The following is a 9,701-nucleotide window of genomic DNA, read 5'->3' on the forward strand; positions in this document are numbered from 1 at the left end:
TGCTTCTGGAGGTACAGAGGCAAATATTCAAGCAATATGGGTCTACAGAAATTACTTTCAAAAAGAGTTTTACGCGAAAAAAGAAGAAATTGTAATTGTATGCAGTGAAGACAGTCATTACTCCATGGATAAGGCTTCTAACCTATTGGGTATAGACATACAAAAACTTCCTGTTCACGCTGAATCTAGAACCATAGATATATCTGAAGCTGATAAAATATTCCAAAAGTTAGAACGAGAAGGAAAGAAATACATCATAACAGTTTGTAATATGATGACCACCATGTATGGCTCTTTGGATGACATTAACGCCATAACATAATTACTAGCGCGTTTCAATTTTAAATATAAGATACACGTTGATGGGGCTTATGGAGGTTTTTATTATCCCTTTACAGATAAAAACAACGCCCTTAATTTTGCCAATCCCGAAGTGAGCTCAGTTACTTTAGATGCGCACAAAATGGCACAATCACCTTATGGAACAGGTATCTTTCTAATTCGTAAAGGACTAATTTCTTACGTGAATACTGCAGAGGCAAGTTATGTAGAAGGTGAAGATTTTACTTTAATCGGAAGTAGATCTGGTGCCAATGCAGTTGCAGTTTGGATGATTCTAAACAACTACGGTCCTTTTGGCTGGCAAGAGAAAGTATTTATACTACAAAAGAGAACAGCCTGGTTTACAGAACGCTTAGAAGAATTAGGTGTAGAATACTACAGAAATCCCAATTCTAATATTATTACCATGAAAGCGAAATACATTTCAGAACAAATTGCACATAAATTCGGATTGGTTCCTGATAACCATAATAACCCGAATTGGTACAAGGTCGTAATCATGGATCATGTCACCATAGAAAAGCTCCTTCCATTAATTAAAGATTTATCTCAGAAGTAATTTCGATTGCTCCCATTCTTCCAGCTTTAAGAAACAGCCCCTTAAGGAAACGTTTTTAAGGGGGGAGCTATGTTGAGTTCTTTCTTTCCAATGGGTATTGAATCTATATCACCTTTTCATCTTCATACGCGGAAGTCTAGTTTACTGCTCCTTTACAAGCCCTCCCATCTCCCATAAATAGAATCTATGGTAGTATCATTTCTTATGATAACACCTACGATCTATTCCCTACTAATTTTAGAAAAGACAAAAATAATTTAGGATTAACTTGATGCTTCAACACACATTTTTTCCTAACTTTTAAATGAAAAACTAACATAAACTTATTCTAAAATGGAAAATTCAAATGGTGAGGGTAAATGCCCCTTTACGGGAGCAACCGGAAATGCTACTTCGCACAACGCTGCTTCAAACGGTACTAAAAATAAAGATTGGTGGCCCAACCAATTGAAACTCGATATATTAAGACAACACAATTCTAATTCAAATCCTTTAGGTGATGATTTTGATTACGCAGCGGCTTTTCAAAGTTTAGACTATAAGGCTTTAAAAAAGGATTTAGCCGATTTAATGACGGACTCACAAGATTGGTGGCCTGCCGATTTTGGTCATTACGGACCTTTATTTATACGAATGGCTTGGCACAGCGCAGGTACGTATCGTGTTGGTGACGGACGTGGTGGTGCAGGAGCTGGTCAGCAGCGATTTGCACCATTAAACTCTTGGCCCGACAATGCCAATCTAGACAAAGCAAGAAGATTACTATGGCCTATTAAACAAAAATATGGACAGAAAATATCTTGGGCAGACTTAATGATATTAGCAGGAAATGTTGCCCTAGAAACCATGGGCTTTAAAACATTTGGTTTTGCTGGCGGACGTGAAGATGTCTGGGAGCCCGAGGAAGATGTGAATTGGGGACATGAAACCACTTGGTTGGAAGATGATAAAAGGTACAAAGGAGATAGAGATTTAGATAATCCATTGGCAGCAGTACAAATGGGGTTAATATACGTAAACCCTGAGGGTCCAGGAGGAAACCCAGATCCAATAGCCGCAGCGAAAGATATTCGCGAGACCTTTAAACGCATGGCGATGGACGATGAAGAAACTGTTGCTTTGATTGCGGGTGGTCACACTTTTGGAAAAACACACGGAGCAGGAGATGTAGACCTCGTTGGTCCTGAACCAGAAGCCGCACCTATGGAAGCGCAAGGTTTAGGATGGATTTCTAAACACGGTTCAGGAAAAGGAGAAGATGCCATTACTGGAGGCCCGGAAGTAACATGGACACAAACACCTACGCAATGGAGTAATTATTTCTTCGAAAACCTGTTTGGTTACGAATGGGAATTAACGCAGAGTCCAGCAGGAGCTAAACAATGGCAGGCAAAAAATGCCAAGGCTGATATTCCGAACGCTTTTGATGCTTCGAAAAAACAGATCCCAACTATGTTAACTACGGATTTGTCACTCAGGTTTGATCCCGCTTACGAAAAAATATCGCGCAGATTTTACGAGAACCCTGATGAATTTGCAGATGCATTTGCGCGAGCTTGGTTCAAGTTAACACACAGAGACATGGGACCCTTAGCCCTTTATTTAGGTCCAGAAGTACCCGCTGAAGAATTGATTTGGCAGGATCCACTTCCAGCGGCACCGGAGAGCATAATTAATGACCAAGATATTTCAAGTCTAAAATCAATATTGTTGGCATCCGGACTTAGCATAAGTGAAATGGTTGCTACAGCGTGGGCCTCTGCCTCAACTTTTAGAGGTTCAGACAAAAGAGGTGGTGCTAATGGTGCAAGAATTCGTCTGGCTCCACAAAAATACTGGGCGGCTAACAACCCTGCTCAATTGGCTAAAGTATTGGACAAATTGGAAGGGATACAAAATGATTTCAATGCTAAAGGAGGTAACAAAGTCTCTATGGCAGATTTGATAGTACTTGCCGGATGCGTAGGAGTTGAAAAAGCTGCTAAGGATGCCGGACACAATGTAAAAGTTCCTTTTACCCCTGGAAGAGTTGATGCTTCTCAGGAACAAACTGAGGTAGAAAGCTTCTCTTATTTAGAACCCAAAGCGGATGGGTTTAGAAATTATCTAAAAAATAAATTTCAGGTTGCTACAGAAGAACTCCTTATCGATAAGGCACAATTGCTTACACTTACCCCACCTGAACTTACTGTTCTTGTTGGAGGAATGCGTGTATTAAATACAAACTTTGACAATTCTAACGTGGGAGTTTTCACAGATAGACCCGGTCTACTAACCAATGACTTCTTTGTCAACCTACTTGACATGAATACAATATGGAAAGCCAAATCTGAACACAAAGAATTTTACGAAGGTAGAGATAGAGCTACCGGTGAATTAAAATGGACAGGATCGAGAGCTGATTTAGTTTTTGGATCGCAATCGGAACTAAGAGCCTTGGCAGAAGTTTATGCCAGCGCAGACGGTAAAGAGAAATTTGTACATGATTTTGTTTCAGCTTGGGATAAGGTTATGAATTTAGACCGCTTTGATTTAAAATAATATATCATATCACTACTTTGAATTATGAGAGGCAGGAATAATCCTGCCTCTTTTTATAGATTATAATTTTTTGGTTAAGTTCGGGACGATTTTTTATTACTTTTCACGAAACTATAATACCTGTTCTTCATGTTTAATGCTAGAATTCTATATATTCTGTTCTTTTTACTTTTAAACCTAAATGTTTTCGCTGGAGAATTATCGAGCAAGGAAGGTCTTCAAAATCTTGAATTAGAGTTGAATTCAATTCAGAAAAAGGAGAGAAACAACTATGTCTTAGAATTTGCAAAAAAACACGGTGAAGATTTCTTTAAGAATAAAAAAGAATACATCGATTTTTTATCTAGCCTTGAAAATGTAATTTTGGTACACAGTGAAAATTATCCACAAGTCACCTATTATCTCGGAAAAGAACTACAAACCAACAATGAGTTTCAATTAGCATATCCTTACATCTACAAAACTGCATTGTACGTAGGAGATAACCCTACAAAATTTGGTGTGCCTTGTGATTTTTTCGAAATCATGGGAATTTCATATTTCTTCTTTGGGAGATATTCGGAATCTGAGTCTACTTTTCAAAAAGGACTTTCTTGCGGGGGAGTTTCTGAACAAACGAAAATCAATATTTACAATACACTCGGTTTGATTTACAAAAGTTTAAATCAAAAAGAAAGGGCCATAGAACACTACCAGAAAGCTATGCGTATTGCACAAAAAACCAAAAATGACGCTTGGTATGGTGTATTATCTGGTAATATTGGAAACATACTTTTTCAGCAAGGAGAATTAGATAAGGCATACGAATATATCGAACTTGATTACACCTCTAGTATCAAACACACGCAGTTAGGAAGTGCTATGAATGCCTTAAGCTTTCTCGCTAGAATACAAGTAATAAAAGGAAATTTTGAGAAGGCCAATGAGTTTTTATCTATCCATGATTCCTTGCAAGAATTTCATCATGGTAAAAATGTATTTTTAGAATATTATCAAACAAAAACCAAGCTTTACGAGGCTACAGGCGAATACAAAAAAGCATTTGATAGTTATAAACTTCTTAGAGAATATAACGACTCCATAATAAAGTCCAAGGACTTGTTAACCATAAAGAATACAGAGTTTCAAATTAATTTCGAGAAAAAACAATCGGAAATACAGTTATTGCATGAAACGCAAAAAACGGATAGAATTAGAATAAATAGTCTTTGGATACTCATTTCAATTACTATTGTTGCCTCAGGAGTAACAATCTGGCAAATCACGAAAAGAAGAAGAAAAGAAAAGGAGTTGATGCAATTGAAGAATCAACAAATGGAAGAAGACCTTAACCGTTTAGAATCAGAGATGAGTCAAGTCTTAAACAACCTCATCTTAAAGAACGAAAAAATTAACGAGTTGAACGAGGAAATCAATAGCGTTCAATCTCAAAGTGAGAAAAAGGAAGAAATGAAAGCGCTAACAGACAAGCTTCAATCGTTCACTTTTTTAACCGATGAAGACTGGTTAGAGTTTAAACGTCTTTTTGAAAAGCGTCACAGAGGTTTCTTCGACTATTTTCAAGAAAACTACCCTAGTGTTACCAACGCAGAAATTCGATTAGCGGCATTAATTAAACTTAAATTAGAGAAATTAGAGATGTCAAAGGCACTCGGTATAAGTCCCGAATCTGTAAGTAAAACAAATTTAAGACTGAGAAAAAAACTCGAAATTAAAGATCAAAAAGAGCTTCAATCCTTTATTTTATCTATATAAAGAAGGACTTGGGAAGACTTTGTCTTTCGTTTGTCCACCCTCTAATTCAGTGTTTTACAAATAAAAAGATGAGTTTTAGTAGCAAATCATACAACTCATGCAAACTAAAACACTATTCAAAAAAAGTAAAACCACTTTTCTCAAATCGGTCTTAATTGTTGTATCGAGTTTAGTAGTTACACACTCTCACTCACAAGTTGATATACAAATTGGAACTGGAACAGCAATTTCAGATGTTCTTCCTATCAATACTTGTTCAGGATATACCTATTCACAACAAATTTATACTGCTTCAGAAATGAACGCGGGTAGTATTCGTGGTCCATATGAAATAAGCAAAATACGCTTCATGTTAGATGCACAATCATCCTATGGTAGTGATAACTGGAAAGTATTTATTGGCCATACCTCAAAATCTAGCTTTAGCAGTAATTCAGATTGGGAGACAGGAGCTAACCTAACGGAATGTTTTGGAGATACACAGGACGAAAAAGCACTTGAAAACTTAAATATTTTCCTTAATCCAACAAGCGGAAACTTTACCATTGAATGGGGAGATTATGCAGAAGCATCTGTTTCTATTTACACTTTAACAGAAGCGCAAGTTTTAGAATCGTAAACCTTCAATGGTTCAATGACACTAAATGCTGATACTTGGGAAAAAGGGGTCTGCCTTCTTCGCAAAGAACGTCAGGGTCTAGTAACGACAACTAAATTAATCATAGGATAGTTGTTTTTAGTTACCACGTAATAAGCAGAGGCTGGAGAGCCTCTGTTTTTTATTTTCAGTCTTTACATTTCATTAATTAATCAGGCAAATACCACACTTTCTATCCAAGTGCTTAGGAACAATTCTTATCCTTTCATTTCTAGTTTATTACACTAAACATTCTTCTCCAAAGCATATTGTTCTTACGAGTTAATCGCTTAGCGACTTAAAATCTTTCTTCCATTTCACATATTTTTATTTTAACTTGTAGAGTAAACTTTAGCCCATGCAAATTAAAAACAAGGTATTTGTAGTGACAGGCGCCGGAAGCGGCATGGGAAGAGAACTGACCTTACTTTTGGTTAAGAAAGGGGCTAAAGTTGGGATGGTTGATCTCAATACAAAGGGGATGGAGGAAACTGCAAATCTTGCAGGTACTGGTACCACTACCCTTCATTCCATGAATATATCTGATAGAACGGTTGTTGAACAATTACCTGAGCTCATTGAGCGTGAATTGGGAGCAGTAGATGCCCTTATAAACAATGCAGGAATCATTCAGCCTTTTAACGATGTTAAAGACTTGAATTACGAAACAATTGAGCGCATCATGAATGTAAACTTTTATGGAATGCTTTACATGACGAAGTCTTTTTTACCCAAATTATTAGACAGACCAGAAGCTTCAATTTGTAATATATCCAGTATGGGAGGTTTTATACCTTTTCCTGGTCAGACCATTTATGGTGCTTCCAAAGCTGCAGTAAAACTCTTTACTGAGGGATTATATGCAGAACTCAAAGACACGCCTGTTCACTGTACTGTGATACACCCCGGGGCCATCAATACAAATATAATGGAGAATTCTGGAGTAGAGTCCTCAACAAATAATGAGGAACAAAAGGAAGCCATGGAAAAAATGGCACTCCCTGCTGATAAGGCCGCACAAATCATTGTGAAGGCAATCGAACAAAATAAATTTAGAGCTACCGTAGGAAAGGATGCGAGGTTCTTAGATCTATTTTACAGAATTAGTCCGAAAAGGGCTGTTGACTTTATCATGAAGAAAATGGGAAACATGAATTATTAGCTCCTAAAAACTCGCGTTAATTCAGAAGAGTTTCCGACAAATATCAAAACTTATCTACTCCATCTATCACCCAACGACCAAGTATAAAAAGTACTTACTGCCGAGGAGATAATTTAATTTTTCCATAAATCAAAACAGAATTTTTAGTAAATTCGATAGCGGTGTAAATTACAATTTAGAAGTACAAAAGATGGATATTAAAAGTTTAAAAAATACAGATATTGAAGTTATAATAGAATGTTTCTTAAAAGCTTTTAGCAATCATTTTGTTGACTTCCCTGATGATCCAGCATATTTTAAAAAAAGATGGGCATTGAACAAAGTTGACTTCTCTTTATCTTTTGGAATGTTTTGTAAAGACGAACTCGTAGGTTTTATTTTGAACTCTATAGACACCAGAGATGGAAAAAAAATTGCCTACAACGCAGGGACAGGGGTAATACCCAAACAACGCGGAAAAAAAATCACAAAAAGATTATATGAACATGCTCTTCCTCTATTAAAGAAGGAAGGTGTTGAACAATGTTTACTAGAAGTAATCACCCTCAACGAGGTAGCTATACACTCTTACGAAAACATAGGTTTTACCAAGAACAAAATGTATAGATGTTTTTCTGGAGAAATAAAAACCTGCAGCGAAGACCCTATTGAGTTAAAGCAGCACAGCATGGAAGATATCTCGCTGGACCAACTGAAAAATCAAAACGATTACTCTTGGGACTATCAATGGGAAACAATCAAGGCGAGTGAGGATTTATATTATAGTGTTAATTATGAGGGCAAAGATGAATCGTATTTTATCTACAACCCTGCCAGTAAACAAATTGTTCAATTTGAAGTATGGGATAACACTCCTGAAGTTTGGGCAAGACTTTTTCAAGGTATTAAAGAAGTAAACCCACGTATAGGCATCAACAATGTGGATGAGAAATTAACGGATAAAATAGAGGCACTTCGAAAAACAGGACTCAAAAATGCAATCAACCAATATGAAATGAGCTTAAGCTTTTAAGTTAAATTATATATCCTAGCATTTTTCAAACAGGGATAGTACTGGTAGCGCCTGCGGTAGTTTTAGTTTGCTTATTTAAGCTACACAAAGCGACTCTAGAAGCTTAGTGGGGCTTTTACTAAAGCAGTAAAACTACAAAGGACTAAAAGGGAAAGCCCGGTACTTTTTATTTTAAAAAGTAGTTTGCACCCAACACTAATTTTTCAGAATACATCTACCTTTTATGAAGGATACAAGTCAATTTCATGGTAGTATTTCTATATTTGAGCATTGATCCGCAGAGAAGATTTATGAAGCGCATACTTTTGATTTTTATTTTAGTAGTAACTGCACACCTTGCTGGAGCTCAGAACAAACTGCTGGCACCTAAAATTGACAGTATAACCTTGGGCTATAGAAGTGGCGGTTATGCGCTCGATTCAGTTGATGTAGTTTATGGGAACCAGGAAAATCTAAGACCTTCGGGCTTTGTACTTCCCGAACTGAGTTTCAACCAATTTTTGCAACAAAAAGATGCGCTAGGAGCAAACATTGCGGGGTTTAATTATCTGCAACGACAAGCCAATACCCCCATATTAATTTCTCCCCTTCCCTATATCGGTTTTCAATATTCTTTCGCTGGTTCTTTGACACAAAACTTGGATGTTCAGTATAGTCAGGCACTGAATAAGAAAACCTTACTCAACCTCAACTACAACAAAAAAAGTAGCGACGGATTTTTACGCTCATCCAAATATGCAGTGAATGATGTAAATGCTGTAATCTTGCACAAAGGACAGTATTACAGCACAAAATTAGATGCAAAATATAGCGCCTACACTTGGAGTGAAAATGGTGGGATTAAGGAAGGTTCTGATACATTGCTTAAGGATTACGTTATCGGAATTATCCCTGTGAGAAAAACATCTGCTGAAACAACCGTAAAAAAGGCTGATATTTCCTGGGAAAACTACCTTAACTTGAGTAATGATAGTTCACTAAAAACAGGTTTCTTTCAGCAAACCCGTTATGAAGTCATCAATCGAGTATTTACAGATAATGCACCCCTAAAATTAGCTGACACCTTTTATATTGATTCAACGCGTACGCGCGATCAATACCAAACAGCCTCTATTAAAAATGGAGCAGGTTACTTTTTTAGCTCGAAGTATTTCGAAATAAATGCAAGTGTTAACCACCGTTATTGGATGAATCAGAACTTGGATAGATACTTTGACACTACTGAAATATTTTTAGCCTCTAACCTTTATGCGGGGTTTGAAAAGTTCAATCTTTACAATAAATTCTATTTTAACTTGGTTGGAGCTACCGGCGAATTAAAGAATTATACACGTGTAAATCTATCGCTTCCTTTCTTTGACATTAATGCCCATCTAGACTTCAACAATTTATATCCAACACCCTATCAACGCAGACATTACGCGAACAATTTCCAATGGGACATCAATCAACTTTCTGCTCAGCAAATCATTACAATTGGTGGAAATTTAAAACTTAAAGGAAAATTAAACGCTGGAGCTGGTGTATCATCTACAACAATTAACAACGGCCTATATTTCATTGAAAATAAGTGGAGGCAGGATACGCTAAATACGGTAAGTTCATTGAATCTAAAGGCACACGTTGACTATAAAATTTGGAAAATTAATTTGACACATAAAGTAGATCTCAACATTAATTCTGCCAACTTCAA

6 protein-coding genes and 1 pseudogene are annotated in these 9,701 nt (G+C 36.7%); all 7 read left to right on the top strand.

Annotation, left to right across the window (positions count from 1 at the left end; translation table 11 throughout):
* Positions 1–34: 34 nt before the first annotated feature.
* Positions 35–901: pseudogene (locus R3333_RS09105) on the top strand (pyridoxal-dependent decarboxylase).
* Between the two features lie 333 nt (positions 902–1,234).
* Complete coding sequence (gene katG, locus R3333_RS09110; protein WP_318958478.1) at positions 1,235–3,442, top strand: catalase/peroxidase HPI; 2,208 nt, start codon at positions 1,235–1,237, stop codon at positions 3,440–3,442.
* Between the two features lie 129 nt (positions 3,443–3,571).
* A complete protein-coding gene (locus R3333_RS09115; protein ID WP_318958479.1) occupies positions 3,572–5,197 on the top strand; it encodes a tetratricopeptide repeat protein in 1,626 nt (541 codons plus the stop codon).
* Positions 5,198–5,294: 97 nt separating this feature from the next.
* Positions 5,295–5,816: a hypothetical protein gene (locus tag R3333_RS09120; protein ID WP_318958480.1), complete on the top strand. Its 522-nt coding sequence runs from the start codon at positions 5,295–5,297 to the stop codon at positions 5,814–5,816.
* 376 nt (positions 5,817–6,192) lie between these two features.
* The gene (locus R3333_RS09125) at positions 6,193–6,996 is read left to right on the top strand and encodes an SDR family oxidoreductase (protein ID WP_318958481.1); all 804 of its coding nucleotides are present in this window, start codon (positions 6,193–6,195) and stop codon (positions 6,994–6,996) included.
* Between the two features lie 190 nt (positions 6,997–7,186).
* On the top strand, positions 7,187–8,008 hold the full coding sequence (locus R3333_RS09130) for a GNAT family N-acetyltransferase (RefSeq protein WP_318958482.1): 822 nt from the start codon (positions 7,187–7,189) through the stop codon (positions 8,006–8,008).
* A gap of 245 nt (positions 8,009–8,253) precedes the next feature.
* Positions 8,254–9,701: hypothetical protein (locus tag R3333_RS09135; protein WP_318958483.1), on the top strand; the 1,448-nt coding region annotated here is incomplete at its 3' end.

The sequence above is a fragment of the Lishizhenia sp. genome (assembly GCF_033720595.1).
Lineage (GTDB): Bacteria > Bacteroidota > Bacteroidia > Flavobacteriales_D > Crocinitomicaceae > Lishizhenia.

Bases quoted from the DNA above. Each gene is read 5' to 3' on its own strand.
- katG (WP_318958478.1), top strand. From the start codon at position 1,235: ATGGAAAATTCAAATGGTGAGGGTAAATGCCCCTTTACGGGAGCAACC.
- R3333_RS09115 (WP_318958479.1), top strand. From the start codon at position 3,572: ATGTTTAATGCTAGAATTCTATATATTCTGTTCTTTTTACTTTTAAAC.
- R3333_RS09120 (WP_318958480.1), top strand. From the start codon at position 5,295: ATGCAAACTAAAACACTATTCAAAAAAAGTAAAACCACTTTTCTCAAA.
- R3333_RS09125 (WP_318958481.1), top strand. From the start codon at position 6,193: ATGCAAATTAAAAACAAGGTATTTGTAGTGACAGGCGCCGGAAGCGGC.
- R3333_RS09130 (WP_318958482.1), top strand. From the start codon at position 7,187: ATGGATATTAAAAGTTTAAAAAATACAGATATTGAAGTTATAATAGAA.